Origin of the sequence: Pseudomonas trivialis (genome assembly GCF_001439805.1) — a bacterium.
GTDB lineage: Bacteria > Pseudomonadota > Gammaproteobacteria > Pseudomonadales > Pseudomonadaceae > Aquipseudomonas > Aquipseudomonas trivialis.
The window spans coordinates 34,822-59,281 of the sequence record NZ_JYLK01000011.1 but is presented as its reverse complement, the minus strand read 5'-3'; the positions used below and the strand labels follow the sequence as shown (position 1 = coordinate 59,281).

Here is a 24,460-nt window from a genome sequence, read left to right as displayed (position 1 = left end):
TGTATCTGCCCTACCCCTCCAATGGTGGCTGTGCGCCACGAATGGTAGGGTGCTGGCTCAATTACGGGAGGGATGCCATGCGTTACCGCGCACCAATCGCAGCAGTTGCCTTTTTATTCTCGATCTCGGCAAGTGCTGGCGTATTCAAGGACGAGACTGATAGGTTCACCGGCAATAGAGCGGTGAGGTGGGATTCTTTGCCTGCGCAGGCCAATGAATTTTCATTTTCTACGGTTGCCCTATATTTAAAAGGCTCGCCAGGACCTGGGTATTACAAGGTGCAGCTAATTACATGGGGGGACAGCGCAGAATTCCGGGAATGCCATCACACCAACTGGCTGGTCGATGGGGTGATTGATCCCTATCTGGAATATGAATACTCAGCAACGAGCGCTGGATCTGCAACGATTGAACGCTTCGATAAGCAGGTGGACCGGGCAAACCTGCAGCGGCTTGCCTCGGCCAAGCTCATAGAGTTTCAAGTCTGCGGCACTGAGGGGAAGATTTCCCAAAGTGATATGGAGGGCATGCGCAAGGTTCTCGACGCGACAAAGTAAAATCAACCTCCTAACAAAGCCCGCCGGGCGCGGGCTTTTTCATGTCAATCAAAAAGGCGCCGCCTCTTCTTCCCGCTCAAATGCAGGCTCTCCCCTCCCAGCCACCTCTACCTCCTGCTGCTCCCATCTCACAGTCACGCTGCCGTCATCATTGAGCGTCAGCTCTAGCTCGTCCGTACTGGCGATGACGCCAAGCACCTCTTCCCATTCCCTGTCCCCATCCGTGTCCAGGCGATGGATCGTCACCCAGCGCTGCGCCTGCGCCACCGGATGGTTGATCATCGATGAGGCGCGCAGCGCAAGGCGCTCCATCCCGCTTATTTCCTTATTTCCTTTTTGATTCGCCGTTTTAGCCACGATTCTCACCCCCAAAAATACTGTATATATATACAGATCAGTAAAAAATCATATCGTAATGCTAAGCGCTGTGTAAGGCGCTCAGACGGCCGGTCATCAAGGCCTTAAGCATCAAAGGGCCGATGATTAATTTCGCCCACCGCTAAATATTTAGCTTAGAGCTATTGACGCAATTTTAGCTTGAGGCTAAATTAACTCCATCGAGCCCAAACAGGGACTCGCCAGGGCCTCAGGGCCTGACCAGCTCTTTAACAGCTCAGGACCTTCGCAGATCGATCCCCGGCAACGGGCACAGTGCGAACAATAAATTCGATCTCCACGCCAGCTCTGGAACTGGCCGTACTCCCTAATGTGAGTACGCGAAACCACGCAAGCCAGCCAGGAAGAACACCGGACACGAAATGTGTGACCTGGCCAAAGAGAGGACTCAGGCGCCGCGCGTGGTGGAGAGAACAAATTTTCCTCGATGGCCTTGGAGACAGGGCCATCCGGGAAAAGGAGAAAGACCATGAATGAAGCAATGGTGAAGCGATTCTTCGAGTTCGTTAAGTATGACCCTGAGACAGGGGTGTTCAGTTGGGCCAAATCACCCAACGCAAATTCACCGAAGGACTCAATAGCTGGATCAACCGACACAGCCGGGTACCGACGAATAAGTCTGCTCGGCAAACAGGTATCAGCTCACAGGCTTGCCGTCCTATGGATGACCGGCTCCACGCCTGAGTGCGAGGTCGACCATATCAACGGCATCCGATCAGACAACCGCTGGGCGAATCTGCGGGTTTGTGATCAATCGCAGAATCGGCAAAACGTGAACATCCGCTCGGACAACAAGGTAGGCGTCAAGGGTGTTCGCATTACCAAGAATGGCCGCTTTGAGGCTCAGGTTATCGCCAACAAGACGCGCAAAAGCGCGACATTCATAACGCTTTCAGAGGCGGCCGAATGGGTGCGTTCGACGCGCTTAGCGATGCACGGAGAGTTTGCAAAGCACGCATAACAGCATGACGGACCTTTTCACTGATGCCCATCCAGAGCGGTGGGCAGCGGGAAAACAACCCGGAGATACACCATGCCAAACCTTACCTGGGCCGCCTGGCTCGTAGTGATCGGCTTTGTAGCCGTGTTCCTGGCCTGCAGCTGGGGCATTTCGCAGAGCGTTTAAATGGTCAACCAGCGCCACGTCAGCACTGACGTTAACTGCCCGATCCTCTCTATAGAGAGCGCATCGGGGTGTGATCTGACTGCGCAGGCTGATGCGCAATTGTTCCGCACCTGTACCAGACAGGCTTCGCCTTTGGCGCGGCGGACACAACTGGAAAGCCGGAGACCAGCACCGGCCAGATCACACCCCGATGCGGACGAAACTGCGGCCTATAACCGCCCACCTGCATCACAGCAACACGCAGATGAATGCCCGGGCTGACGGGCAAGTGTAAGACCTGAGGGATCGCGGGAATCGTGGCCGGTAGAGTGAGTAAGCGCCCAGATGGCCACGGCGAGTCCAAGAATAAGCGGCTGAAACCTTCGCCCCGGTGAAACTCCGGTGTCACTAAGGCCGCTAATAGTCCTGCCGGGATCAGCTCCGGTCATCTGCATCACCCAACCCAACCGGAGATCACCATGCTCCTACTGATCCTGATCGGCGCAGCGCTCAGCCATGCGCGGCCAGAACCGCCATCTGATGACGGCCTGCCAACCGGTCCCTTGCGCTTCCATCGTGAGCGCTGGCGTTCTAGATCGGGTCTGTCTGAGTTCTGGCGCTGATGGTCCCGCCCCAAAAATACAAACCACTGCATCCGAAAGCCCGGACGTCCAACCGGGCTTTCTTTATTGCGCCTCTACCCGTCAGCACTCCTCCCCCGCGCCCATCGGCAACCAGCGGGAGGAATGTGTGTTGACGAATACAGGTGAACCAACAATCGGAGTTGACCATGAAACAGCAAACGAACCGTATCCGCATGGCGGACCAAATCTTCGACGCAAGCCTGCTCAGCGGCAATTTTCTCGGCGGCTTCAATTCACGCGTCCATGGCGTTGAGCGCAATGCAACAGCTGATGGCCCGGCTCGCTTTGAGCGTGGACAGGGCTGGGACAAGGCGGACGAATTGGTCCGCGCCGGCCAGATCTACTTCATCCACCCATTCCCGCACGGCCAGTGCAAGCAGACAGGCTTCGTCTACGGCGGCACCTGGGCCTGCAACACCTGCCGCACTGACGGATTCCAGAAGCCTTGGTGGGCCATCCGCGTGATGAAGGATGGCAGTGCGTGGTGCGTGGTAGGTGAAGGGTTTGAAGACCTGCAGTCGTCGGCCAACTACGCATTCGGCGATACCCGCGAAGAAGCGCTCAACGCCTACGCCGAACTGATGAATCAGCCGGTAGCCGCCTAACCGGGTGAACCAACGAATGGAGTTCCCGAAATGCCAAAGATTTTGGATGTGATCAAAACCAAGCAGGGGCAGATTTTCCTGCTGCTGGATGAAATGCCGCGCCTTGTATACGAGCGCACCGGCAACCTGCTTGTTTCGAGCCACGATGGCTTCTTCGACTTCATGAAGATTGCGCCTGGAACCCGTGATGCGTTTGCGGGCCGCTCTTTCACCATCAATCTCACTGACGGCTCGACCCTGGAGTGCAAAGGTCAGGTCTGGGATTGCGGCGGCGATCCTGGTGTACCCACGCTTCATGCTGGCATTGGCACCCGTGAGTCACTGGAGAGTTGCTACGTTTTCAGTGGCGCCACCGTCGCGAGGTCACTGATAGAGGACTGGCTGTCCCAAAACAAGCCGAGCAGCAGGTACTACAAGTACGACAAGCGCGAGACCGTCGAGTACTGGGAAGCCATTTACCGCACCGAGGGATGGGGGAATCGAATTTCTCCGGCTCGTGCCCGGAAGCTCCGCAAGCGTGGCGCGACCATCTGGCGCGTAGATGGAAGGCCAACCTGGAGCGCTCGCTTCGAGAAGCGCAAATCTCAAATCCTCGCGGACATTGCCGCAGACGCCTAACCCCAAACACTGGAGGTCGCCATGAGCGAATGGATCAAGGTTGAGGACAGGCTGCCAGATGATGGCGTGCTTGTTATCGGATCCGGATGGAATTTCAGAGACCCAACCAAGGGTCGCTGGGTTGAGCCGACGATCTACTCAGAAGATGACCATGACTTTCACCCGGCCGCAGATGACGGACTGGGGAATCTCGTAACCGACTTTGATGGGTCAATGGAGCCAACCCACTGGCAGCCACTCCCAGCCCCGCCCACCGAATAACCAAGCCTGGAGGCGACCATGAACGCAGCATTGAAGATATGCCAGGAGCGTTACGACGCTCAGTTGCCGCCTCTAGTGAGCGAGTCGGCGGTGGAGATTGCCCGCAGGGAGTGGCTTTACAACGCCACGGAGCAACTGGTGCGCTTCGGCCAAGACGTGAAGGTGCAGCGGCGCCTGCGCAGGCCTCAGGTCGTCACGGTCGCCCAGCTGGCACTGGCGGCGGACGAACTGGCGAACATCCGACAGGCGAGCTGTGAGGTCGGCACACCAGCACTTGGCTGGCTGCTGATCGCCAACAGCTGCGGGAGAGCTGACAAAGACGCCGCCGCCGAGTTGCTGGGGCGAAGCGACCACCCCTTCGGCAAGCTTGGCGAAATTGCAGAGGCCCTACTTCGGCCCCTCGCTGACGATGCACTGGCCGCCCAGGCCGAGGACGACGAACTATGACACTGAGCGCACACGTCCTAATCGGCGAAGAGCTGGAAGCGCTCGAGGATCTCAAAACGCCGGTCAGCTGGTCGGTGATGATCCAGAAAAATCTGAACGAAATGATGCTAGACGATCGTATCACCATCGCCGAATTCAACCACTACTGTGGGCGACTCAACAAGATCGTCTCCAGGCGCAAGGAGGCCGCATGATCTCGATCATCGCCCGAAACCACAAAGCACTTAAACAAGCCCTGTACCGTCAGGGCTTTTCTTTGGTCGCGGACCTGCCTACCCGGGTTCGCATCACTCAGCGGCGCGGCATGCTGATTGCGAGGGTGTCATGAACGGCCTGCCGCCTGTTGGGACGGTGTGTGAAGCGATGCTTCCAAGCATGAAATTCCAGTGGGCTGAAGCCGTTGTGGTTTGGCATCACCCTGATCATGAAGGTTCTGCCGTGGTTGTGCATGGCGGCGGACGCCTGACGGGATGGTCAAGTACGTTTCGCCCCATTCGCACGCCCGAGCAGATCGCGGCGGAAGAGCGTGAAAAGATTGCTCAGAATCTATTCAAGGTGCTGAATCCAGGAAGCAAGTGGCACAAGTGCGACGATGAAGTAAAGGATCGATATCGCCACGCTATCGTCGACTTCGGCTACCGCAAGCAGGTGGAGCCGTGAACCGAGTGAAATCTGTGCATCTGGTTGAGCACCATTGCGCGGCGGTGGATGACTGCGAGTGCAGCGCGCATTGCAGGATCGACGGTTGTGAAATTCAGGAGACCGGCATACGCAAGCATGTCACCTGCAAGAACTGCCTTCGAAGCATGGCTTCCGAAGAAAAGCGGAAGTGGCGGAAATACTCTCAGCACATCGCGTCCTGCAAGGCCTGGGCTGATGAGGCAAGGGGTTACGAATGACCACCCGCCAGCGCGACCGGCGCCGCGCCATCCGCCTGACCTCGGCCATCGTTGGCCTGACCTTCCTCACCATCGTTCTACTTGGCCCAGCCATTGGCGGCCTGATCACTCAATAACCCCCTTCACAGCGCCCCTCTCCGGTGGCGCGGAGAGATAGTCATGTCCGATACAAAAAGTGCATGGAGCAAGAAAGACTTGTGGTCCCGCCGAAACAACAAATTCACCGTCGAGATCTCACGCCACTCGGTTACGCCTTCGACGCTTGACCCGTATGAAGGCGTCAATCGCTGGGCCGTTTATGCGTACATCTACCCAGGTCATCGTCTCTTCGGAAAATTCGATGGCGACAGCATGTTTCAGGATGCGGCGGCATGCCTTCCGCTCCACAAAGGCCCGAGTTTTCTGAGAATTCACCGAAATGATAAGGGTGAAATCTCCTGCTACCAAGTCGGCGCCGACTATCACCACGCATACGATGAACACTTCACGGAATACGCAACCGAACAGGATGCGTACCAGGTGTTTGCTGATGCTGAAGAGCTTTACGCGCACCTGGAGTTTTGATCATGTCCGACAAAAACATGCAGATCTGGAATCGCGTCGAAAAAACCGATACTAGGTTCACCAAAGACGCCAAGGTCGGCGGCCAGCAGATCACCAGCCTGAACGGTACGGCGATGATCATGAAGGCCACCGAAGTGTTCGGTCCGGCAGGCATCGGTTTCGGCTGGAAAGTGCTGGAAGAGCGTTTCGACCCTGGCGTCGAGGTGTTCATCGGCGAAGGTGAAAAGCGATCTAGCCTGGGCTTTACCAGTAACCACACTGTGCGTATCGCCTTCTGGTTCATGCTCGACGGCCAGCGCGGCGAAATCGAATCGTATGGCTGCACAAACTACATCTACAAGGCGTCGTACGGGATGCTCACAGACGGTGAGGCCCCAAAGAAAAGCCTCACAGACGCCATCAAGAAGGCTTTGAGCTCGCTCGGGTTCAGCGCCGACGTGTTCCTGGGGATGTTCGACGACAAGGACTACGTCAGCGCTCTGGCTGATGAGCAAGCGATAGAGCAGGCCGAAGACAAGGTCGCCGAGGAAGAGCGCCAAAAGCAGGAGCGACTGGACTACATCGCGTCCGTCATTGAATCCTTGAAGACCGCCAAAACGCCCAAGGAACTCAAGGCGTTCCATGACGTTGCCGTGCGCCGCCTGACGCTGCGCAGCGACACGAAAGCCGTCACCCGGATCGTGCGCGAGTACGACGAGCAGAAATCCCGCTTTGATCAGGAGTCAGCAGCATGACCACGCTCTACACCATTGCTGAACAGTTCAAAGAACTGGCCGTCCTGGCCGAGACCGCCGACGAAGACCTTGCCATCGCCCTGCGCGACACGATGGAAGGGATCGAAGGCGAGTTTCAGGAGAAGGGCAAGGCCATCGCCATGATCACCCTGAACATCGACGGCGACCTTGAGGCAATACAGTCCCAGATTGACCGGCTGACCGAGCGCAAGCGGATCATCAACAACCGCAAGGAAAGCCTCAAGGAGTACCTGCGCAGCAACATGGACGCGGCAGGGATCACCAAGATTACCCACCCGCTGTTCACCATCACATGCGGCAAGGGCAAGCCCATCGTGGTTATTGACGACGAGAAGGCCCTTGCTGACGAATTCGTCAACGTCAAAGTAACCAGCGCACCGGACAAGGCGGCCATCGCCAAGGCATTGAAGGAAGGCCAGGAAGTCCCCGGCGCCCACTCAGAGATCGGCAAAAGCTCGATCAGCATCAAGTGAGGTCAGCATGTACGTAAGCAACAACCTCAGTCTGGTAGAGCAGCATCGCCAGCACGCCGATTCAATCTCGGAGCGCACGGCGCAGTTCCTGGCGTCGGGCGGCGCCGTCGCCCAAGTGCCGAGCATGTCGGGCAACCCGGTACCGCCGAAACGCACAAACAAGGTCGACCCCGAAACCATCCTCAAGCGCCGCAAGCCGGATATCACGGCTGCAGAACGCAAGGCGCTGCGCAAACTGGCGGAGGCATTATGAAAAAACGTAAGCCTCACAACCTGCAAGCACGAATCGCCCGGTCGTGCCGCTCGCTGCTCGCCTCCAACCACGTCGCGGTGGTGAACATCGATCCCAGCGGCCGCCAGGGCATGATCAATTACAAGTCGCTGAAGAACATCGCGCCCGGCAAGATCGGCCAGGCCGTTTGCGGAATTCCTCACCGGTGGACGATCTACCTCAGCGCCCTGTGTATCGACGCCCGCGGCGACCGCTACAGCAAGTCGGTGGAAGTCGCTCCGGATGGCAACTACCTCTCCGATCACCTGGAAGACGTAATCGAGCATTGCTACAAGAAGCTGCGCGACGAGGCAAATCAAAGCCAGATGGTGGCGTCGGGCTGGATTGCTATTCCCGAAGCGATATCGCTGGACGAGGCGCACGCCGCGCGGATCTTCGAAGCCGTCGGCGCCTGGCATCAAGTGAAAGTCGATTCATGCGCCGCATAGCCCGCACCCAGCAACGCAAACGACAAACCTGGCTCGCACTGCTGGCCAGCGGAATAGAAGAGGTAGGCCATGGCCAAGACAGTGCAGGAAAGATCGGCCAAGGCTGCGCAGAAGCGCCTGGCTGTCGCCGAGAAGGAATTGCGGCACAAGGTCAGGCCCGGCATCGAGCAGGCCATGGAGCGTATCCGGCTTCGCGGCAAGGTGCCGATCATCAGCGAGGTTCTGCAGATCGCCATCATGAAGATGGACTTGATGGGCGACAACGAACTGATCGAGTTCTTGCGTTATCCGCGCCACAAAATCGTTGTTGACGAAAACGTGGCGCACCAAATCTACAGCCACGGCCAACGCCAAGCATCACGGCTCGACGCCGAAGAAGCATAACCCACCCTACTCGCTGCATCCGGTAAACGGAGGGCGGCGCCTGACTGGAGATAATCCATGGACGATCAGTTCTACCTACAAGACAGCCGCAGTCACGTCGGTGATGGCCTGACCTTCCACGGAAAGGAGCACCGCGGCTACTACACCGACTTGGACAAGTGCGAGCTGTACACCAAAGAAAAGGCCTGCGGGCACCGTGACACTGACATCCCATGGCCGAAGCGGTACATTGATGAACGCGCCCACTATGGCGTCGACTGCCAATTGATGGACGAACAAGCCAGCAACTCCATGCTGGAGCCGGGGTGCCGCGTTTACCTGCAAGTGCCAGGCAGTTGGAACGGCAATGATGTCTACTGGATGGGCTGGAACAAGGGCCAAGTGACCGCAGACCTCGGTCGCGCCTGCAATCTGAACTTGGAGCAATCGCGAATAGAGTTCGCCGCCGACCTATCGGCGGGATCGCGAAAGCTATGGTCTGCCGAATATATCGACTCAATCCGCCGCAGGCTTGTATGGCGCCAGGACGTTGATCTCAAGCAGGCTTTGCGCGGCACCGGAATCAAATTGGCGAAACCGAAAAAACCCCGTGAAGAAGTTTTCAACTGCGGCGGTTGCGGCCGCTTCATCGGCGACATGCAGCGCTACCGCGAAGACTGCCGCAACTGCGGAACAAGCAACACTCCTTGATCCGGCTCCATGCCGGTCACCCTTAATACCCCATATCACAGAACAGCGCCAGCCGGCGAGGCAGTCGGCTGCACGGAGGATAAATGAATGAGCTGGCTCTTTTCGCAGGCTCTGGTGGCGGAATTCTCGGCGGCCACCTGCTCGGGTGGCGCACCGTCTGCGCCGTTGAGCGTGATGCCTACTCCGCACAAGTTCTGGCGCAACGACAAAACGATGGAGCCCTCGCAACTTTCCCGATTTGGTCTGACGTGTGCAGTTTTGACGGACGACCATGGTGCGGCCTTGTTGATGTGGTTTCTGGCGGATTCCCGTGTCAGGACATATCAGCTGCCGGGAATGGCGACGGCATCGATGGCGCCCGCTCTGGCCTCTGGCGGGAAATGGCGCGAATCATCGGCGAGGTACGACCTCGATTCGTCTACGTGGAAAACTCACCTTTGCTTGTGGGAAGAGGACTTGCACTGGTCCTCAGTGACCTTGCCGAAATGGGGTATGACGCGCAGTGGTGCATTGTTTCAGCATCCGACTGCGGAGCGCCCCATCAGCGCGACCGCATCTGGATTGTGGCAAACGATAGTCGCGGACGATGCAGTGAGCCGGCCGGGCGGAAAGTGGAACAGTCGGGGCGAGCCGAAGTTGTCAGCCGAGGCAATGCTCTGGCCGACGCCGACGGTGCACGGAAACCACAACCAGCCGGGCAGCAGCAAGAATGCCGGCTGGGGCCTGAGCAGTGCAGTGAAACAATGGCCAACGCCCACGGCAACACTGGCCAGGAAGGGCGGCAGGGTGACGCCGCGCAAGAGTCGGGAAGGCGGAACGCTGATCGAAGCGGTATCCGCCCGGTCCTGGCCGACGCCGTGCGCGAGCGCGAGCAAAGGATCGTCACCGGCGAGCCTGATACGCAAGTCCGGCAAGAGCCGCGTGAACGACCGAATCGACCACGCAGTGATGGCTTCCGACGGTGGCCAGCTGAACCCGGAATGGGTCGAGTGGCTGATGGGGTGGCCCATCGGGTGGACCGAATTAAAGCCCTTGGAAATGGACAGGTTCCGCGAGTGGCAGCAACAGCATTCCCCCTGCTCTCGATCGACAACGACTGACGCCGCGTAACTTCCCCCCCCCCACTCCACCGCCCGGGCATGGCCCGGCAGGAACTCGTAATGTCCATATCTCAGGCAAAGCTGAAAGAGCTGCTGCATTACAACCCAGTCACCGGCGTGTTCACCTGGGTTATTGGACGCAGCCGAACCGCCGCTGGTACCGCGGCGAACACCAAAGATCGGAAGGGCTATTTGAAGGTGGTAATCGACAAAAAGCCCTACTACCTACATCGACTCGCGTTCCTGTTTATGGTCGGTGAGTTTCCTCCTGACCTGGTTGATCACATAAACGGCGATCGCGCGGACAACCGGTGGAGCAACCTCAGGCCCGCCACTTATTTGGAAAACGCCAGGAATCAAAAACTCAATAGCGGAAACCTGACAGGTGTTCGCGGCGTTTCTTGGGATGAGCGCTCAACCTGGAAGGCATATGCCTATCAAAACAACCGGCAGATTTTCCTAGGAAGATTCGATTCGCTGTTTGAGGCCGCAGCAGCGCGGAGATCGTTCGAACTGCAGCACAAGTACCACGGCAACCACGGCCGCAACCCGGCAACCATGCGCAGCAAAATCCCTGTCGTGTATGTGGCCGGCCCATACCGGGCGGCCAGTCGGGAAAAGATTGCCGACAACATATCGGCAGCGAGGGCCGTAGCCGTCTCCACGGCGCGTCTGGGTTGGTTTCCAATCTGCCCACATACCAATACCGCGCACTTCGATGACGACCTGCCCGATCAAGATCAATTCTTCCTCGACGGCACACTGGCATTGATGGAGCGTTGTGACGCAGTTGTCCTGATTGATGGTTGGCGGTACAGCGCCGGTACGCTGGGCGAGGTGCGCCGTGCCCGCGAGCTGGGGATGCCGATCTTCGGCTGCCTGGAAGACTTGCCGACTGCTGAAGAATTCTCCGGCATGACCGTTGTGGATGCCCATGATCTGGTAACGAGGGAGGCTGTATGAGCGAGGTAAAAAGCTTCTGGTGCCACGAGGCATCCAATATCTTGTGCGTGCGCGCATCGGACTTCGACCTGGTAACCGCCCGGCTTGACGAGGCCAGGGAAACCCTTGAGCGGTGGCACGAGTTGAATCTTCAACGCGAGGAGAAAGTTTTCGCCCTGCAACAGCGCCTGACCGCAGCGGATGAAGATCTGGATCGTGCTGGCGGCGCATACCTCAACAAGAACGCCGAATGCTTGAAGCTGCGCGAGAGGGCGGATGTGCTGGAGACCGCGCTACGCAAGATCAAATCGCGCTTGGATGCGTATGCAGAGGCAGATATGCGCATGCCTGAACCATCTGTTGAGGTCTGCCAGATGATCGCAGACGCCGCACTCAAGCCAGCAGAGCCCGCTACCGAAGAACACATCTGCACAGGCTGCGGCTCCAAGGGCTGGACGGCAAACTGCGCCAAGTGCGTGCCGTTCTGATGCGCGCCCAACTCCCCGCCTACTGCTGGTGCCTGCTGGCACTGGCACAACTGATTTGCTGAGGTGATTTATGACGGTGTTCAGCATTGAATATCGGCGCGAAGATTACACGCTTGCCGATTGCATGCGCCCCGATCCCAAGTGGGGCAAAAAGGGATTCACGGTAAAGTCAGAAGACTTGGGCACCGATGATATCAGTGAGGTGGTCAAAGCCGCCCAGTATCCCGACTCGATCCCGAAGGGTTACAAACTGTTCTCTGTTCGCAACGTATCCACAAATGAAACGGTGAAGCCATGACCACCAACCAAACGATTGACGGCGTGCCGCGTGAGTGGGTCGAGAACTACGCGGGCCTGCTCGAAGAGCATCACATGACCAAAGACGCAAAGAAGGTGCGCGCCCTGCTGGATGCGCCTGATGAAAAGTTCAACCCGATGGGCTGGGCCATTGACCACTCTGCGGGCCGCCCGATCCTAGTACACAACAATTGCAGCGTGATCGAGGCAGAGCAGGCTTATGGCCTGCTGGAGCTGATCAAGACAGCCGCCCAGACCCAGGGCGAGCCGGTGGTGCGCCACCCTGACGCAATCATCGAGGGCGTGATGACCTCGGTTGGTATAACCCATGCGATCTACGCCAGCACTGTCTCGCTCAAGCATGGCGAGCAGGTGAGGCTCTACGCCGAGCGGCCCGCGCCTTTCCAATCTCGCGTGCAGCCTTGGATGATGGCGTGCTTCGGAGAGGCGATTGCCGCTGATCGCCAAGAGCGCAACCATCGTTTCCTTGAGGAAGCGCTTGAGCTGGTGCAAGCATGCGGCTGTACCGCGACCGAGGCGCATCAGCTGGTCGAGTACGTCTACGGCCGCCCTGCCGGTGAGCAATCGCAGGAAGTCGGCGGTGTGATGGTCACGCTGGCCGCACTGTGCCTCGCCGCCGGCCTGGACATGCATGCCGCCGGCGAGGCCGAACTGGCCCGCATCTGGACCAAGGTCGAGCAGATCCGCGCCAAGCAGGCCGCCAAGCCAGCGATGTCTCCGCTGCCCGGCGCGTATCCAGATCGCGAGCAGCCCGCGCCGGTAGCGGTGGTGCTGCCTGAGCGCAAGCCTGATGTGAACAAGTCGTTCGGAGGTACCGATGCTGAGTGGTACGGAAATATCGGCTGGAACTCCTGCCTCGACGAGCTGAAACGCCTCAACCCCTCTCTGTAACCCCTCCCCCTTCAATGTCAGCCGCTATAGCGGCAAGGACGAGCTCGACCATGGAAAAGATAAAACTCGGCCCGGACCATTATCGCTACGTCGACGAGCTCGACCCGAAAGGCCTGGAAGTCACCTGCAAAAAATTCGTGGTTATCGGCGAAACCGAGCAGTGCTGGTACATCGTGGATGAATTCCACGACAACCTCTTCGGTGGCTCGCAGCGTGAATCCCTGCTGAAGCAGTACCGCAAGCGCGTGCTGAAGGATGGCGGCGAGCACGGCCGAAGGTTCGCGTATACCGATAAATCCTTGGCGCTGCGCTCTTACAAGCAGCGCAAGTCCTGGCAGATGCGCCATGCCCAGTTGGCGCTCGAGCGCGCACAGGCTGCGATTGCGTATTTCGGCGATACCCGTACCGCGAGCACCGTGCCGCCCGACAGGCTGATGGTCCCGTGCGAATACATCCAGGCCATGAACTGGAGCGAGTGCTGATGAGCGGGCGTGCGGTTCACCTATACCCTTGGGATGGCGGCACCGAGGCAGATCAGGATCCGCCGGAGCACGTCTACTGCGGCACAGACGGCGACATGGCCGACGAACAGCTCACCAATGACTGGCGGTACGTCACCTGCAAGCGCTGCCTCAATATCCACGAAAAAGAGCTGGCAGCGCGAGCAGCGGACGACCGAGACCAGAAGATCAAGCTCTTCGACGAGGCCCAGGCCATCACCATCACCCTCGGCCACCGGAACATCTCAACGGCAATCAAGGCTTTGCTAAGGGAGCGCGACGAACTCAGGCATGAGCGCGACAACCTGCGCTTAGACCGAGACGGCCTACTGGAAGCAGGAGCGCACCTACTATGATCGCCACCCTCTGGTTCGCCTACGTCTTCATCTACAAGGGGCCAAGGCCATGAAACAGCATCGCGTTTTGATCGGCGACTGCATTGAGTCGATGCGGACGCTGCCCGACAACAGTATCGACAGCGTGGTCACCGATCCGCCCTACGGTATTCGCTTCATGGGCAAGAGCTGGGATGGCCAAGACATCGAGGCTCGAGCCGCTTACCGAGCCAGCATGCCTTCGCACGCTTCGGCCTGCGGTCCAAATGGTGGTCACAGGTCAGTGGCTGCCGAGGCCGGCAAGTATGACCTGACGCCCGAAGGCATGCGCGCCTTCCAGGCCTTCACTCTGGAGTGGGCAACCGAATGCCTGCGAGTGCTCAAGCCCGGCGGTCACCTGCTCTCGTTCGCGGCGGCACGCACTTACCACCACATGGCGGTCGGTATTGAAATGGCTGGCTTCGAGATCCGAGACCAGATCATGTGGGTGTTTGGCTCAGGATTCCCGAAGTCGCACAACCTAAAGGGAGATCGTGCTGGCTGGGGAACCGCACTGAAGCCAGCGCACGAACCAATCTGTATGGCGCGCAAACCGTTTCCTGGAACGGTCGCATCTAACGTTACCGAGCACGGGACCGGTGCCCTAAACATCGATGCTTGCCGTGTTGATCCTACGGGCGAGCGGCTCGGCGGCGGCGATGAGAGCGGGAAAGCATCCAAGCCAGAAGGCTGGTCGAGACCCTGGATGCATGACGCAGAACACGTAGTCGCCCATGGCAAAAAAGTAACCGCCAACGTCGACAAGGCCAGTTGCTTGGGCAGATGGCCGGCAAATCTTATACATGACGGAAGTGATGCCGTGCTGGCCATGTTTCCTGAAGCACCTGGTCAGCTCGCCGCCGCCAGCACCAGCGAAACACTGCGGGCCGGACAAAACTGTTACGGAGCGATGAAGCGCGGGCGCGCGATGGAGGCAAGTGCAGGCAGTGAAAATAACGGTGTCGTTGGTTTTCAGATGAGGCCCGGCGATCGCCGGCTGGATACCGGCAGCGCCGCCCGCTTCTTCTACTGCGCAAAGACCAGCCGCACCGATCGGCACGAAGGGATGGTCAACCCAGGACCCCAGTTCAAAATGGGCACCACCCTGCGCAAGGTCGAGACGACTGAAACGAAGGGCAACAACCACCCAACCGTCAAACCTACCGACCTGATGGCATACCTGCTTCGACTGGTGACGCCGCCCGGCGGTGTAGCACTGGACCCATTCATGGGGTCTGGCAGCACCGGCAAAGCAGCAATGCGCGAAGGCTTCGAGTTCATCGGCTGCGAGATTGACGAGCATTACGCGGCGATCGCCCGGGCGCGCATCGAATTCGAAGTACTCCGGCAGCAAGAGCAGAAGGTCGAATCCGACCAACTCGATCTATTCGCAACAGCCTAACCCCACCCCCCTACATGCCTGCCGGTGAGCGGCGGGCGAGGTATTCCTATGTCCGAAGAAAAGAATGCATTCCGCGAAGCCGCTATCGAAGCGATCTCGGATATGGCGCAACACCTGCCGCTTGACTGCGAACTGCTGGTGGTGGCCTGCCGCCCAGGCAAGAAAGACTTTGACCTGGTGCTGCCTTCGCCCGAGTCGAACCTGAACAACGCCCTCGACGCGCTTCGCCGCAACGGCCTGAGCATCGACGGCGACAATGCCTACAAGCGCGACCTTTGTGACGCGATTGTTGGAACCTTGGCATTCGGAGCCCAAGACCGTTGCCCGCCCCCAGCGGGCCACTGGGCGCAAACCTTCTGGGATATGGGTCGTGATTCATCCGCCAATACAGAAGAACTGATATCCGCGCTGGAGCTCGTCACCGAATGCCTGAGCAAGGCGCTCACCGGCGGAGAGGTCTCGGCGAGAAGGGCCGGTAGCGCGTTGGTCTCCGCCACCGAGTTGCTCGCCAAGCAAATCAGATAACCCACCTTCAGCCGCCCTGCGCGGCAAGGACACCCTATGTTCGCTATGAAACTCACCCTGATTGTACTGGGCGCTTTGCTGTACCTGGTCGGATCACTCGGATGGATCTTCTGGTTCGGGCCTGACTTGCTGGCCACCGGCACCACCGAAGCGGTGATCTACGCCTTCGCTGGCACCTGCGCCTGGATGCTGATCACCTTCGGCCTGGCCGTTCACATCATCAAGACAGCGCGGCCTACCGCTGGCGCACGGAGAGAGCCATGAACAGAGCAGAAAATATCGATCGCTTCCTGCGCCTGGATGAGGTGCTTCACACGACCGGCCTGGGGCGTAATACCGTTTATCGTCGGATCAGAGAGGGGACCTTCCCAAAACAGGTTAGAATAGGTCCCAACTCAGTCGCCTGGCGCCAGTCGGCAATCGCCGAATGGATGACCTCAATTACGCCCAGCAACGACCAATCAGTACATTGATCAGTACACCAATAACTGACAATCGCACAGAGCCCTTTAAAACCCTGCCTTACAGGTTATACCGTGGAAATCTTCAAAGAGTTTACGTTCGAATCCGCCCACCGCCTGCCCCATGTGCCGGAAGGCCACAAATGCGGGCGCCTGCATGGGCATTCGTTCAAGGTGGCGATCCATCTCAGCGGCGATCTGGACCCCCATACCGGCTGGATTCGCGACTTCTCGGAGATCAAGGCGATTTTCAAGCCGCTCTATGAACGCCTCGACCACAATTACCTCAACGATATTCCCGGCCTGGAAAACCCCACCAGCGAAGTGCTGGCCAAGTGGATCTGGACCGAACTCAAACCTCTGCTGCCGGAACTCAGCGCGATCCGCATCCATGAGACCTGCACCAGCGGTTGCATCTATCGCGGCGAGTGAGCGATTGATGAAAGGGAAGCCACCTGCGGGTGGCTTTTTTGTGCACGGTCACATGCCAGTCATTTTTCGACGGAGCCCACAACCATGATACGCCCCGCTACCGCCCACGATGTCACTGCCATTGAACTCATTGTCCAGGTCGCCTATGCGCCTTACATAGAGCGCATCGGTCGTAAACCCGGTCCGATGCTGGAGGACTATCACCAACGGGTTGCCTGCGGCGGTGTGCATGTGCTGGACAATGGCGGACGGGTTCAGGGCGTTATCATCCTGGCCGCTGCAAGTAATGCGCTCTTGCTGGATAACCTCGCCGTCGACCCGAATGCCCAGGGCCTCGGGTTCGGGCGGCAGTTGATGGAGTTTGCCGAGCAACAGGCGGTTGACTCGGGCTATTCGAACATCGTCCTCTACACCAATGAAGCCATGACCGAGAATATTGCGATCTACACTCGCAGAGGCTATGTAAAAACCCATCATTGTGTCGAGAATGGCCTGCGCAGGGTGTATATGAGCAAACAACTCTGACTCAGCGACCGATCCAATGTGCCTCACTGCTGCGCCGCGTTCGCGCTGCGTGAGCACAGCCATGAGCCCTACCCTTGCCGATGGTAATCTGTCGACCGCCTGATTGTTTTTAGCCAAGAGGAACTTGCCCATGCACATCATCAATGCCCGCCTGCGCAACCGTGAAGGCCTGCATGATCTGCATCTGGAGAATGGCCGGATTGCCAGCATCACTGCACAGACCGCCGCGCCTGCGTTAACGACTGACGACCTGGACGCCGCCGGCAATCTGGTGATACCGCCCTTTGTCGAACCGCATATCCATCTCGATGCCACCCTCACGGCCGGCGAACCACGCTGGAACATGAGCGGTACGCTGTTCGAAGGCATCGAGTGCTGGGGCGAACGCAAGGCCACCATCACCGGGGAAGACACCCGCACCCGCGCCCGCAAGACCATCCAGGCCCTGGCCGCCCACGGTATCCAGCATGTGCGCACCCACGTCGATGTCACCGACCCGGACCTTACCGCGCTCAAGGCCATGCTGCAGGTGCGCGAGGAAAGTGCGCACCTGATCGACCTGCAAATCGTCGCCTTTCCCCAGGAAGGCATCGAGTCCTACCGCAACGGCCGCGAGCTGATGGAAGAAGCCATTCGCTTGGGGGCCGACGTGATTGGCGGCATACCGCACTTCGAGTACACCCGTGACCAGGGCGTAAGCTCGGTGAAGTTTCTCATGGACCTGGCCGAGCGCACCGGCTGCCTGGTGGACGTGCATTGCGACGAAACCGACGACCCCCACTCGCGTTTCCTTGAAGTACTCGCTGAAGAAGCGCGCAGCCGCGACATGGGTGCCCGTGTCACCGCCAGCCACACCACGGCCATGGGTTCCTACGACAACGCCTACTGCGCCAAGCTGTTCCGCCTGCTGGGGCATTCGGGCATCAGCTTCGTATCCTGCCCCACCGAAAGCATCCACCTGCAAGGGCGCTTCGACAGTTTCCCGAAACGCCGTGGCGTTACGCGCGTCAATGAACTGCTGGAGGCCGGCATGAACGTGTGCTTCGGCCAGGACTCCATCGTCGATCCGTGGTATCCGTTGGGCAACGGCAACATCCTGCGCGTATTGGAAGCGGGCTTGCATATCTGCCATATGCTCGGCTATCGCAACCTGCAAAGCGCCCTCGATCTGGTCACCGACAACAGCGCGAGGGCCATGGCCCTGGGTGACCGGTACGGCCTGGCACCCGGGCGACCGGCCAACCTGCTGATTCTCTCGGCAGACAGCGACTATGAGGTGATTCGCAGCCAGGGTCTGCCGCTGTACTCGATCCGCAATGGCAAGGTGCTGATGAAACGCCAGCCCGCGCAGGTGGAGTTTTTGCACGCTGCGGGTTAGACGATCGAGTCGATATCCAGTGTATGGGCCCTTCCCCTATCGTTGAGGGTGGGCGGCGGAATGCTTGCAACCTGGGACAATTCGCGGTTCTCGCGATGGCTGAACCAGCGTTTGAGGCTGGGTTGCAGGTGCGGTGCGTCGGCGTGACTGCCATAGACATCGCGGGCATCAAGGCGGCGCCAGCGCAAGCTCTGCAGGCGCTCGCGGCTGCTGCGCAAGCGGTCGACCTCTGCACTCAAGGCCTGACTAAGTGGGTGCGCGTGACTGCGCAGGTTAGTCGGCCGACGACGATCAAGTTCGCGGTTTCTGTTGCGCAGTTGTTGGCCCATATGCTCAAGCGCTCGGTCGATCCATTCGAACTCCCTCGGCGTGACCAACGTACCCTGGCTCTCCAGGGTCTGCTGCCAACGACGCAAGGTGGCCCAGGCAGCCGGTATATAGCTGGCGGTCATGAAATGCTGGCTGGCCTGGAACAGCTGTTTCAACAGGTTGTCACGCGCGGGCATGTCACCGTGCAGCTGCAGGGCACGATTGCAGGCCGCTTCCTGGATGGACTCACAACCGGGTTTCCACAACACCGAAGACTGCGTGCCATCCGGCAGCTTGATCGGCATGAAATGCTGTTGTTCGCCATGATGCTGATAGGGGGCGCCACCCACACGCACCAGCCCGGCGGCGAACAACAAGCCGCCGGGGCCGGGGGCACTGAACAATGCGACGGCACCGGGAATCCAGAGCTTGGCGGTGGTGTTCATCCAGGTGGCCGGGACGCTGGGCACGGGGTCGTTGTGGTTGACGATGCGGTGGTGCACCAGGCGGGACGCGCCGGCGACGAATTCGGCGTCGGCGGCGCGGGGGGCGCCATAGGTGTAGAGGAGTGGGTTGTAATCTCGGTCAGGGACGCGACGCAGTCCTTCAGCCAATAGCAAGGCAATTGCGCCGCCCAGGCTGTGACCGCAAATGATGATGCGTTGCCCCCTATGAAACAGGCTGAGATATCGCAACACAAAATCGCGCATGGCACCGTATGCCTGGTAAAAGCCCTGATGAACTTTGCCGACCCCCTCGGAAAAGGACACCTGGTGAGCATTTGCGTCCCTTAATCCATCAGATGTACTGGCGGTACCGCGCACAGCAATCAAGACAATCTCATCGTGATGGCAGATAAAGGCTTGGGTATCAGTGCCAAACGCCTCATCGTCAAAAAAATGCAATTTGGCGGGATGTTCCTGGGCCTTCCCCAAGTCTGGAGAGTTTTGCGGATACAACTCAGGGTCGAAGGGCAATATTTCAAAACGTTTGGAGTACGGTACCTCTTCATACAAGGGATAAAAGCGCCGCACCTGCCCGCCGTCAAATTTCCATGCCTGCTGATACCCTGAAAGCTTTTGTGCGAAGACATTTCCCACACTGGGCTCCAGCGAGAAATGCACCTCATCCACTGGTTTATCCGCAGGTTCCTGACCAAAACCGCAGTAACTCAAAGTAGACATCAGCGCCAATTGATAAAGATTCAAGGCGCAGAACTGATCATCACTGGAAAGGATTGGCCGAAGCGCACGTAAGGGCCGAACCTCAAGAACCGTATGCCGGTTTGGAAACAACACGACGCCTGACAGTGCCTGTTCAGGAGGACCAAAACCCAACTCGGCCACCATCTTTAACGCGTGTCGTTGGGTTCCATGAATGCCGGGAGTCAACGATGGTAAATGGGCCCCGTGTCGAACCAGATCACGCACCTCAACCTGATAGTAATGATCTCCCTTCTTCCAGGCCGGGTTCTTCTCATTACGCTCAGCTACAGGATCGAGAAATCGCGTTTTTTCAGCTCTGACCTGGAGGTCGGTAATCAGTAATGGATAACTACTGCGCTTCTGCAAGTGCTGATACACGCTCTCTCCCACCTCATAGAGTGCATTGAAAATCAGCACGACAGGACCTTTGCATTGATCCTCCAGCCGCGCAAAACCATTTCCGTCCAACTGCCCTTTGTGTCTCTGTCCGGCACTGTCAATAACCTCGTAGGCAAGCCCTCCATAGGCTTTTCCTTCCCCTGATGCCTCCACAAGACGGAAGCTCAGCCAATCACCACGTAATGCACAAGCAGGCATTCTTTCGTTAAAAAAAGGCTGCTTCCATTGCTCAATTGCCATACTGGATATCCTTATTCAGTGCAGGTTGGATAAATAGTGCATCTACGTCCATCGGGCATCTTGAAAGACTTGAAGTCCACCGTGTTTGCGGCGCAAAAAGCGTTTTGGTCCTCCAGGCTGCTTCCCCGACAACGCTTCCAGCCCTGTGGAAACTGGACCCAGTTGTCACCCATGTAAGGTCGCTCTTCGTTGATGACGCCTATGACAACCCTGAGGATTTTCTTCGCAAGCTGGTCTCGTTCAACCGCCACGGATTTTTTGTGCTCGTCTTCCTCACCGGTTACCGAATTGCATTTAAGAACTTTGATGATTGCGTGCTGGGGCCCTGCGGTTCGAAACAACCACTGACATTGCTGGCGTAACACCTGAACACCCGAACCCATTTCGGGTGAGGCAACCGCCGCTGCTCCATCACCGATAAAGATGCTCGTGATATCTCCCGCCACATCCGAGTACCGCGCGCCCCACTTTGCATAAATATCAAACTCCACGTCGCGTAATACCAGGGGACATCCGTCCGTCGTTTCGGTCAGAGGAAGCTCATAACTCACTCGACTCGCTACCGATGCGTACTCAGAAGAAAACACCTTCCGTTCAGGTCTTTTGCCCCGACGTCGGGGCAGCGTGCAGGTCTCCCCCGTCGCAGGTCGATAATTGGCAGCCGTTTTAATTTTAAATCCAGCAGGCAAATCCACCTCCAACGTAAAGCGCTCCGCCGCCCTCCCCGCACACCCATAAAGCCCCGCCATCACAAAGACAAATAACGTCACTCCCACCCACTTATTCATGCCCGCGTCCAACCCTGCGCCACTGCCCCGCTACCCGTGCAAAATGCTCTTGCGGCGTCTCGCCCGTTCTCGGCGGCCAATGAATAATGCTGCCTTGTGTTGCTTCCTCCAGCCTGCGCACCACCAGGAATTCCAGCTGCTCCGTCCCACGCCATTGCCAGGCACGTGCCTGTTCCAATACGTGCGTCAACCAGATTCTGGGGTCCTGGAATTCAAACAGCGCAACAAGGCTTTCGCTGTGTTCGGTCAACAGATAGCGCAGGATGTTGGCGTGCAGGATCGACTCAGCCTGTGGGTTTGGGACGGCCAGCCATGGGGCCGGATCAGGTACCGGGTATTCTCCGGGTTCAGGGTTCTCAGCTTGCCGCCAGGTGCCTGCATGCCAGTAGCACACGCTGATCAGAGGGCCGAGAAAGAGCGGCCAGTGCGCTTTCGGTAGACAGGCCAGGGCACGGGCGAAAGTGCGACTGTCGTGGAAACGGTAGAGCGCCTGACTCCCCGCCGGTCCCATGAGCAACCGCTCGCGCCAATGTCGCGTCACGCTGGTCAAGTCTTCACCGGCCAGACTACCCAGCCAGCCCCAATGAGCCTCGGGCTGCTGCAACAGGTCAACCAGAGCGGGCTCATTCAAATGCTCCAACAGCAGGATCACGGGACCTGAGCTCGCCAGTTCCGCGGCAGCGGTTTCGCTGTACAGGCTGCGATAGTTCAGTGGTTCACGCGCGGCCAGCAGTGGCTGGCACGCACGGTTGCTTCCTTCGAGAATCAGACACAGACGCCGTCCCGCCTGTTGTTGCCGGGCGATCCATTCAATGGGCAGGTGCTCCATCAGGCAGCCCTCCCGAGCATGTCGCACAGGCCTTCGCGGCAGCGCTCGCACAGTGGGCAGAAATCCGCGTCCAGTTTTCGAGCAAGGCGCATGATCCCATCCTGCGCCGTGGAGATGCTCGGAGCAGCCGTCGGCGCCGCACTGATCGACCGTGTGACGGACGGCGCCCCTCCCGGGGTAATGGGCCGGCTGCTGAAAATACCGCCGGCCTGGATCACCAGGTGTTCTCCCCCCGCCTTCAGGCTCAGTTGCGCACCCGCATCAATCACCAGACTGGCTCCGGCCTTCAAGTGCAGTTGCTGCCCGGCCTCGATCACCAGGGTCTGGCCAACATGGGTCAGGCTGTCGCCGTGCACATCGAGGTGGTCATGCGCCTCCAGCACCACGTTGCGATCACCGACGACATGACGACGGTCTTCGCTTTCCAGACGTATCGTGTTCACTCCGCGAATGACTTCGTGCCGCTCCCCGGCCACCTCAAGGCGACTGTCATGCCCCACCTGTTGTTCCAGGTCACGCTGGGCACGCAGAAAGATGAGCTCCTCGCCGCGCCGGTCTTCAAGGTGAAGTTCATTGGCACCGTCACCGCCGGGCGAGCTGCAACTGCGCAACACGCTGCGTGTCTTGTGTTGTGGCAATGGGTAGGTGGGCAGGTGTGACGCATTGGGCAGGCAGCCGTTGACAAGTGGCCGATCCGGATCGCCTTCCAGGAACGTCACCAGCACTTCCATTCCCACCCGTGGAATCATCATCGCGCCGAAGCCATTTCCTGCCCATCCCGATGCCACCCTCACCCAGCAACTGCTCTTGTCGTCGCTCTCGTGCAGGCGATCCCAATGAAAGCGAACTTTCACCCGGCCATAGGCATCGCAATGCACATCCTCCCCGGCAGGCCCGGTCACCGTCGCGGTCTGGCTGCCGTTGATGGTTGGCTTGGGATGCTTCAGAGGCGGGCGGTGCACAGCACGCCAGGGGGTGGCGGTGAAGCGATTGCGATAGCCACGGAACTCGCCAGCCTCGAACACCGCCTCCTCCAGCACCTGCGGTTGATAACCTTCATGGCGCACGGATGTGAGCAACCATAGGTCGTTGCAATCCGGGTCGGGGTGATCCTGCAACGGGAGGAAGTGACCACTGCGCAGCGCAGGTTGATCGCTTTTGCCGAGCACGCGATGTCGATCGCTTTGATGGCGCTCCAGGCCACGTCGCGCCAGTTGTAAACCCCGTACATGGCTGGTGAAACCTGCGGGGTACTGATAATCCTGATGGGGTTGCGCACCAGCATCCCCGGCGGTGTCCTGCAGGCACAACGAAGGGTGCTCGAAGTCATGATCACGGCGCACGGTTTGCCGGCTGCGTGTCGCCAGCCGCCGGTCGAAGCGACGGACCACGCGGGCGCCCTGAGGCAGCGGGTCGGCTGACGCGCTGTAACGTTGCGCGGACAGGTGCTGGAACACCGTCTGGTCATCACCGAACACCAATAGATGATTGTCTGCAGTGTGGCGAAAGTGAAAGTGGATGCCCTCTTCTTCGCACAGTCTCTGGATGAAATGCAGGTCTGTCTCCGCGTATTGCACGCAGAACGTGCGCGGCGGATAAACCACCGGCCCCAGTTCGAAAGCATAGGCGTCGGCGAGGATGCCGTGGTGTTCGAGCACCGCAGCAATGATCTGCGGCACGCTGCGCTGCTGAAAAATGCGCTGGTCGCAGCGATGAGCCAGGCACGCCAGGCGCGGAGCCAGGGTAAGCCGGTAGCGCGTGAGCCGCGTACCAGGGTCATCGCGCCCGATGCTGTAGACCTGACCATGCAGGCCTTCATCGACTTCGCCCAGACACAGGAAGACGGGTTGATGAAGCAAGGCCTCAAGGTCAATCGAGGGATTTTCGCTCACTAACTGCACCTGAATGAAGTACGGCTGATCAATGGCCTCAATACCCTTGAACGCCACTACCTGCAAGTCCGTATCCAGCCCTGGAGAGATTAATTTAAACCGTGAAGAAACAAATGCTTCCGCCATCGTAGGTAACCGCCAATCAACTTCCTGATTGAAATACTTCCCCTCGCCACTGCTCGCTGGGCGGCGAAAAAAAGTGCCTGAACGCCCTGAAGCTTAGCGATTTCAGGAAAAATGCGGCCTTTCAGAAATAAAAAAGAAGTTTCGTACGACGGGGACGGAAGTGTCTTTTACAAAACAATAAGCACGGGCATAAGACGGGTTGGTCGCATTAAGAAATT

At 58.6% G+C, this 24,460-nt stretch carries 35 protein-coding genes; 30 read left to right on the top strand and 5 right to left on the bottom strand.

The features are described from left to right. Positions 1-77 precede the first annotated feature (77 nt). Positions 78-557: a hypothetical protein gene (locus tag TU79_RS16530; protein WP_057008982.1), complete on the top strand. Its 480-nt coding sequence runs from the start codon at positions 78-80 to the stop codon at positions 555-557. Positions 558-605: 48 nt separating this feature from the next. Here the strand turns inward: TU79_RS16530 and TU79_RS16525 are convergent, their stop codons facing one another. Beyond that, complete coding sequence (locus TU79_RS16525; protein ID WP_057008981.1) at positions 606-869, bottom strand: DUF1654 domain-containing protein; 264 nt, start codon at positions 867-869, stop codon at positions 606-608. A gap of 553 nt (positions 870-1,422) precedes the next feature. Between TU79_RS16525 and TU79_RS16520 the strand changes: the two genes are divergently transcribed. From TU79_RS16520 to codA, 29 genes are all read left to right on the top strand, one after another. Beyond that, complete coding sequence (locus TU79_RS16520; RefSeq protein WP_057008980.1) at positions 1,423-1,914, top strand: HNH endonuclease; 492 nt, start codon at positions 1,423-1,425, stop codon at positions 1,912-1,914. Between the two features lie 934 nt (positions 1,915-2,848). Continuing rightward, positions 2,849-3,307 carry a hypothetical protein gene (locus tag TU79_RS16515; protein WP_057008979.1) on the top strand — a complete coding sequence of 153 codons (459 nt, stop codon included), beginning with the start codon at positions 2,849-2,851 and terminating at the stop codon, positions 3,305-3,307. 30 nt (positions 3,308-3,337) lie between these two features. Then, positions 3,338-3,925: a hypothetical protein gene (locus TU79_RS16510; RefSeq protein ID WP_057008978.1), complete on the top strand. Its 588-nt coding sequence runs from the start codon at positions 3,338-3,340 to the stop codon at positions 3,923-3,925. A gap of 21 nt (positions 3,926-3,946) precedes the next feature. After that, on the top strand, positions 3,947-4,186 hold the full coding sequence (locus tag TU79_RS16505) for a DUF551 domain-containing protein (RefSeq protein WP_057008977.1): 240 nt from the start codon (positions 3,947-3,949) through the stop codon (positions 4,184-4,186). Between the two features lie 18 nt (positions 4,187-4,204). Continuing rightward, the gene (locus TU79_RS16500) at positions 4,205-4,633 is read left to right on the top strand and encodes a hypothetical protein (protein ID WP_057008976.1); all 429 of its coding nucleotides are present in this window, start codon (positions 4,205-4,207) and stop codon (positions 4,631-4,633) included. A gap of 2 nt (positions 4,634-4,635) precedes the next feature. Further along, entirely contained in the window at positions 4,636-4,827 is a 192-nt protein-coding gene (locus tag TU79_RS16495; RefSeq protein WP_057009109.1) for a hypothetical protein, read from the top strand. Continuing rightward, a complete protein-coding gene (locus tag TU79_RS26095) occupies positions 4,824-4,961 on the top strand; it encodes a hypothetical protein (RefSeq protein ID WP_156418197.1) in 138 nt (45 codons plus the stop codon). The genes TU79_RS16495 and TU79_RS26095 overlap by 4 nt, the downstream gene beginning before the upstream one ends. Then, positions 4,958-5,293, top strand: coding sequence for a hypothetical protein (locus tag TU79_RS16490; protein ID WP_057008975.1), 336 nt, complete (start codon positions 4,958-4,960; stop codon positions 5,291-5,293). The genes TU79_RS26095 and TU79_RS16490 overlap by 4 nt, the downstream gene beginning before the upstream one ends. Positions 5,294-5,691: 398 nt before the next feature. Beyond that, a complete protein-coding gene (locus tag TU79_RS16485; protein WP_057008974.1) occupies positions 5,692-6,096 on the top strand; it encodes a hypothetical protein in 405 nt (134 codons plus the stop codon). Positions 6,097-6,098: 2 nt separating this feature from the next. Beyond that, complete coding sequence (locus tag TU79_RS16480) at positions 6,099-6,830, top strand: hypothetical protein (protein ID WP_057008973.1); 732 nt, start codon at positions 6,099-6,101, stop codon at positions 6,828-6,830. After that, on the top strand, positions 6,827-7,324 hold the full coding sequence (locus TU79_RS16475; RefSeq protein WP_057008972.1) for a siphovirus Gp157 family protein: 498 nt from the start codon (positions 6,827-6,829) through the stop codon (positions 7,322-7,324). The genes TU79_RS16480 and TU79_RS16475 overlap by 4 nt, the downstream gene beginning before the upstream one ends. 7 nt (positions 7,325-7,331) lie before the next feature. Next, complete coding sequence (locus TU79_RS16470; protein WP_057008971.1) at positions 7,332-7,577, top strand: hypothetical protein; 246 nt, start codon at positions 7,332-7,334, stop codon at positions 7,575-7,577. Then, positions 7,574-8,044 carry a hypothetical protein gene (locus TU79_RS16465; RefSeq protein ID WP_057008970.1) on the top strand — a complete coding sequence of 157 codons (471 nt, stop codon included), beginning with the start codon at positions 7,574-7,576 and terminating at the stop codon, positions 8,042-8,044. Before TU79_RS16470 ends, TU79_RS16465 begins: the two co-directional genes overlap by 4 nt. 69 nt (positions 8,045-8,113) lie before the next feature. Continuing rightward, positions 8,114-8,428 carry a hypothetical protein gene (locus tag TU79_RS16460; protein WP_057008969.1) on the top strand — a complete coding sequence of 105 codons (315 nt, stop codon included), beginning with the start codon at positions 8,114-8,116 and terminating at the stop codon, positions 8,426-8,428. A gap of 57 nt (positions 8,429-8,485) precedes the next feature. Beyond that, positions 8,486-9,118 (top strand): complement C1q domain-containing protein, encoded by a 633-nt coding sequence (locus TU79_RS16455; protein ID WP_057008968.1) that lies wholly within the window; start codon positions 8,486-8,488, stop codon positions 9,116-9,118. Between the two features lie 83 nt (positions 9,119-9,201). Next, a complete protein-coding gene (locus TU79_RS16450) occupies positions 9,202-10,218 on the top strand; it encodes a DNA cytosine methyltransferase (protein ID WP_082638542.1) in 1,017 nt (338 codons plus the stop codon). Positions 10,219-10,278: 60 nt separating this feature from the next. Further along, complete coding sequence (locus TU79_RS16445; RefSeq protein ID WP_057008966.1) at positions 10,279-11,181, top strand: DUF1937 family protein; 903 nt, start codon at positions 10,279-10,281, stop codon at positions 11,179-11,181. After that, complete coding sequence (locus TU79_RS16440; RefSeq protein WP_057008965.1) at positions 11,178-11,648, top strand: hypothetical protein; 471 nt, start codon at positions 11,178-11,180, stop codon at positions 11,646-11,648. The genes TU79_RS16445 and TU79_RS16440 overlap by 4 nt, the downstream gene beginning before the upstream one ends. A gap of 70 nt (positions 11,649-11,718) precedes the next feature. Then, entirely contained in the window at positions 11,719-11,946 is a 228-nt protein-coding gene (locus tag TU79_RS16435) for a hypothetical protein (RefSeq protein ID WP_057008964.1), read from the top strand. Next, complete coding sequence (locus TU79_RS26415) at positions 11,943-12,857, top strand: hypothetical protein (RefSeq protein WP_197675624.1); 915 nt, start codon at positions 11,943-11,945, stop codon at positions 12,855-12,857. The genes TU79_RS16435 and TU79_RS26415 overlap by 4 nt, the downstream gene beginning before the upstream one ends. Before the next feature lie 50 nt (positions 12,858-12,907). After that, on the top strand, positions 12,908-13,339 hold the full coding sequence (locus TU79_RS16425) for a hypothetical protein (RefSeq protein WP_057008963.1): 432 nt from the start codon (positions 12,908-12,910) through the stop codon (positions 13,337-13,339). Beyond that, positions 13,339-13,713: a hypothetical protein gene (locus TU79_RS16420; RefSeq protein ID WP_057008962.1), complete on the top strand. Its 375-nt coding sequence runs from the start codon at positions 13,339-13,341 to the stop codon at positions 13,711-13,713. The genes TU79_RS16425 and TU79_RS16420 overlap by 1 nt, the downstream gene beginning before the upstream one ends. 49 nt (positions 13,714-13,762) lie before the next feature. After that, complete coding sequence (locus tag TU79_RS16415; RefSeq protein WP_057008961.1) at positions 13,763-15,133, top strand: DNA-methyltransferase; 1,371 nt, start codon at positions 13,763-13,765, stop codon at positions 15,131-15,133. Between the two features lie 48 nt (positions 15,134-15,181). Further along, complete coding sequence (locus TU79_RS16410) at positions 15,182-15,658, top strand: hypothetical protein (protein WP_057008960.1); 477 nt, start codon at positions 15,182-15,184, stop codon at positions 15,656-15,658. A 36-nt stretch (positions 15,659-15,694) separates the two neighbouring features. After that, the gene (locus tag TU79_RS16405; protein ID WP_057008959.1) at positions 15,695-15,922 is read left to right on the top strand and encodes a hypothetical protein; all 228 of its coding nucleotides are present in this window, start codon (positions 15,695-15,697) and stop codon (positions 15,920-15,922) included. Continuing rightward, entirely contained in the window at positions 15,919-16,131 is a 213-nt protein-coding gene (locus TU79_RS25405; protein ID WP_044483140.1) for a helix-turn-helix transcriptional regulator, read from the top strand. Before TU79_RS16405 ends, TU79_RS25405 begins: the two co-directional genes overlap by 4 nt. A 63-nt stretch (positions 16,132-16,194) precedes the next feature. Then, positions 16,195-16,551 (top strand): 6-carboxytetrahydropterin synthase QueD, encoded by a 357-nt coding sequence (gene queD, locus TU79_RS16400; RefSeq protein ID WP_003237990.1) that lies wholly within the window; start codon positions 16,195-16,197, stop codon positions 16,549-16,551. An 84-nt stretch (positions 16,552-16,635) separates the two neighbouring features. Then, complete coding sequence (locus tag TU79_RS25400; protein ID WP_082638539.1) at positions 16,636-17,076, top strand: GNAT family N-acetyltransferase; 441 nt, start codon at positions 16,636-16,638, stop codon at positions 17,074-17,076. A gap of 130 nt (positions 17,077-17,206) precedes the next feature. Continuing rightward, positions 17,207-18,454: a cytosine deaminase gene (gene codA / locus TU79_RS16390; RefSeq protein ID WP_057008957.1), complete on the top strand. Its 1,248-nt coding sequence runs from the start codon at positions 17,207-17,209 to the stop codon at positions 18,452-18,454. Here codA and TU79_RS16385 read toward each other — a convergent pair. Genes TU79_RS16385 through TU79_RS16370 form a run of 4 tightly spaced genes read right to left on the bottom strand, consistent with a single transcriptional unit; the run spans position 18,451 to position 24,242 of the window. Further along, positions 18,451-20,607 (bottom strand): lipase family protein, encoded by a 2,157-nt coding sequence (locus TU79_RS16385; protein WP_057008956.1) that lies wholly within the window; start codon positions 20,605-20,607, stop codon positions 18,451-18,453. The two genes, codA and TU79_RS16385, sit on opposite strands and share 4 nt — an antisense overlap. A gap of 11 nt (positions 20,608-20,618) precedes the next feature. Then, positions 20,619-21,395, bottom strand: coding sequence for a hypothetical protein (locus tag TU79_RS16380; protein ID WP_057008955.1), 777 nt, complete (start codon positions 21,393-21,395; stop codon positions 20,619-20,621). Further along, complete coding sequence (locus TU79_RS16375) at positions 21,388-22,224, bottom strand: DUF4123 domain-containing protein (RefSeq protein WP_057008954.1); 837 nt, start codon at positions 22,222-22,224, stop codon at positions 21,388-21,390. The genes TU79_RS16380 and TU79_RS16375 overlap by 8 nt, the downstream gene beginning before the upstream one ends. Beyond that, on the bottom strand, positions 22,224-24,242 hold the full coding sequence (locus TU79_RS16370; RefSeq protein WP_057008953.1) for a type VI secretion system Vgr family protein: 2,019 nt from the start codon (positions 24,240-24,242) through the stop codon (positions 22,224-22,226). The genes TU79_RS16375 and TU79_RS16370 overlap by 1 nt, the downstream gene beginning before the upstream one ends. Positions 24,243-24,460 lie beyond the last annotated feature (218 nt).

Excerpts from the sequence above, each read along its gene's own strand:
- TU79_RS16410 (WP_057008960.1), top strand. The coding sequence starts at position 15,182 with ATGTCCGAAGAAAAGAATGCATTCCGCGAAGCCGCTATCGAAGCGATC.
- TU79_RS16475 (WP_057008972.1), top strand. The coding sequence starts at position 6,827 with ATGACCACGCTCTACACCATTGCTGAACAGTTCAAAGAACTGGCCGTC.
- TU79_RS16510 (WP_057008978.1), top strand. The coding sequence starts at position 3,338 with ATGCCAAAGATTTTGGATGTGATCAAAACCAAGCAGGGGCAGATTTTC.
- TU79_RS16385 (WP_057008956.1), bottom strand. The coding sequence starts at position 20,607 with ATGGCAATTGAGCAATGGAAGCAGCCTTTTTTTAACGAAAGAATGCCT.
- codA (WP_057008957.1), top strand. The coding sequence starts at position 17,207 with ATGCACATCATCAATGCCCGCCTGCGCAACCGTGAAGGCCTGCATGAT.
- TU79_RS25400 (WP_082638539.1), top strand. The coding sequence starts at position 16,636 with ATGATACGCCCCGCTACCGCCCACGATGTCACTGCCATTGAACTCATT.
- TU79_RS16480 (WP_057008973.1), top strand. The coding sequence starts at position 6,099 with ATGTCCGACAAAAACATGCAGATCTGGAATCGCGTCGAAAAAACCGAT.
- TU79_RS16435 (WP_057008964.1), top strand. The coding sequence starts at position 11,719 with ATGACGGTGTTCAGCATTGAATATCGGCGCGAAGATTACACGCTTGCC.
- TU79_RS16515 (WP_057008979.1), top strand. The coding sequence starts at position 2,849 with ATGAAACAGCAAACGAACCGTATCCGCATGGCGGACCAAATCTTCGAC.
- TU79_RS25405 (WP_044483140.1), top strand. The coding sequence starts at position 15,919 with ATGAACAGAGCAGAAAATATCGATCGCTTCCTGCGCCTGGATGAGGTG.
- TU79_RS16380 (WP_057008955.1), bottom strand. The coding sequence starts at position 21,395 with ATGAATAAGTGGGTGGGAGTGACGTTATTTGTCTTTGTGATGGCGGGG.
- TU79_RS16500 (WP_057008976.1), top strand. The coding sequence starts at position 4,205 with ATGAACGCAGCATTGAAGATATGCCAGGAGCGTTACGACGCTCAGTTG.
- TU79_RS16505 (WP_057008977.1), top strand. The coding sequence starts at position 3,947 with ATGAGCGAATGGATCAAGGTTGAGGACAGGCTGCCAGATGATGGCGTG.
- TU79_RS16445 (WP_057008966.1), top strand. The coding sequence starts at position 10,279 with ATGTCCATATCTCAGGCAAAGCTGAAAGAGCTGCTGCATTACAACCCA.
- TU79_RS26415 (WP_197675624.1), top strand. The coding sequence starts at position 11,943 with ATGACCACCAACCAAACGATTGACGGCGTGCCGCGTGAGTGGGTCGAG.
- TU79_RS16375 (WP_057008954.1), bottom strand. The coding sequence starts at position 22,224 with ATGGAGCACCTGCCCATTGAATGGATCGCCCGGCAACAACAGGCGGGA.
- TU79_RS16465 (WP_057008970.1), top strand. The coding sequence starts at position 7,574 with ATGAAAAAACGTAAGCCTCACAACCTGCAAGCACGAATCGCCCGGTCG.
- TU79_RS16450 (WP_082638542.1), top strand. The coding sequence starts at position 9,202 with ATGAATGAGCTGGCTCTTTTCGCAGGCTCTGGTGGCGGAATTCTCGGC.
- TU79_RS16370 (WP_057008953.1), bottom strand. The coding sequence starts at position 24,242 with ATGGCGGAAGCATTTGTTTCTTCACGGTTTAAATTAATCTCTCCAGGG.
- TU79_RS16440 (WP_057008965.1), top strand. The coding sequence starts at position 11,178 with ATGAGCGAGGTAAAAAGCTTCTGGTGCCACGAGGCATCCAATATCTTG.
- TU79_RS16415 (WP_057008961.1), top strand. The coding sequence starts at position 13,763 with ATGAAACAGCATCGCGTTTTGATCGGCGACTGCATTGAGTCGATGCGG.
- TU79_RS16525 (WP_057008981.1), bottom strand. The coding sequence starts at position 869 with ATGGAGCGCCTTGCGCTGCGCGCCTCATCGATGATCAACCATCCGGTG.
- TU79_RS16460 (WP_057008969.1), top strand. The coding sequence starts at position 8,114 with ATGGCCAAGACAGTGCAGGAAAGATCGGCCAAGGCTGCGCAGAAGCGC.
- TU79_RS26095 (WP_156418197.1), top strand. The coding sequence starts at position 4,824 with ATGATCTCGATCATCGCCCGAAACCACAAAGCACTTAAACAAGCCCTG.
- TU79_RS16520 (WP_057008980.1), top strand. The coding sequence starts at position 1,423 with ATGAATGAAGCAATGGTGAAGCGATTCTTCGAGTTCGTTAAGTATGAC.
- TU79_RS16420 (WP_057008962.1), top strand. The coding sequence starts at position 13,339 with ATGAGCGGGCGTGCGGTTCACCTATACCCTTGGGATGGCGGCACCGAG.
- TU79_RS16405 (WP_057008959.1), top strand. The coding sequence starts at position 15,695 with ATGTTCGCTATGAAACTCACCCTGATTGTACTGGGCGCTTTGCTGTAC.
- TU79_RS16470 (WP_057008971.1), top strand. The coding sequence starts at position 7,332 with ATGTACGTAAGCAACAACCTCAGTCTGGTAGAGCAGCATCGCCAGCAC.
- TU79_RS16490 (WP_057008975.1), top strand. The coding sequence starts at position 4,958 with ATGAACGGCCTGCCGCCTGTTGGGACGGTGTGTGAAGCGATGCTTCCA.
- TU79_RS16530 (WP_057008982.1), top strand. The coding sequence starts at position 78 with ATGCGTTACCGCGCACCAATCGCAGCAGTTGCCTTTTTATTCTCGATC.
- TU79_RS16455 (WP_057008968.1), top strand. The coding sequence starts at position 8,486 with ATGGACGATCAGTTCTACCTACAAGACAGCCGCAGTCACGTCGGTGAT.
- TU79_RS16485 (WP_057008974.1), top strand. The coding sequence starts at position 5,692 with ATGTCCGATACAAAAAGTGCATGGAGCAAGAAAGACTTGTGGTCCCGC.
- TU79_RS16425 (WP_057008963.1), top strand. The coding sequence starts at position 12,908 with ATGGAAAAGATAAAACTCGGCCCGGACCATTATCGCTACGTCGACGAG.